At 42.1% G+C, this 711-nt stretch carries 1 protein-coding gene; it reads left to right on the forward strand.

The genetic code is table 11. The features are described 5' to 3' along the window. Positions 1-53: 53 nt before the first annotated feature. Positions 54-711: IS5 family transposase (locus A6M14_RS04630; protein WP_152873846.1), on the forward strand; the 658-nt coding region annotated here is incomplete at its 3' end.

Raw genomic sequence — 711 nt, forward strand, 5'->3', positions numbered from 1 at the left:
GCTTTGTTGCACAAACCTATCTGTAAAGGGTTTTTCAGCGATATAATTTTCAAATGAAGAAGCCTGCACACAAAATCTACCGCACAACCAATTGGCCCGCATATAACCGAGCACTCATGAGTCGCGGAAATATTGCCATTTGGTTTGATCCTGCTACGCAATGGTATGCTCCGTCCATCGGTAAACAAGGGCGAAATCAAACCTACTCCGATACAGCGATTCAATGCTGTTTAATGATCAAGTCACTATTTCGACTCTCTTTACGTATGGTGACAGGTTTTGTCCAAAGTCTGATTAAGCTTTGTAGCTTAGATTGGACAGCTCCAGATTACACTACACTTTGTAGAAGACAAAAGCATATTGATATTGCGATTAGCTGTCAAAAAAGTAGTGATGGTCTCCATCTACTCGTGGACTCTACTGGTTTGAAGTTTCTAGGTGAAGGTGAATGGAAGTGTAAGAAACATGGGGCTGAATATCGTCGCCAATGGCGTAAACTTCATATTGGTATAGATGATAAAACCCTACAAATACGAGCAGTTCAGCTTACAACCAATAATGTCAGTGATTCACAGGTGCTTGGTGATTTACTTAATCAGATTCCACAAGATGAGCGGATTGACTCTGTTTATACCGATGGAGCTTATGACACCAAGCAATGCCGTCAGGTCATTGCAGATCGGCAAGCGTATGCGGTGATTCCACCTAGAA

The organism is Acinetobacter portensis, assembly GCF_009372215.1.
Classification (GTDB): Bacteria; Pseudomonadota; Gammaproteobacteria; order Pseudomonadales; family Moraxellaceae; genus Acinetobacter; species Acinetobacter portensis.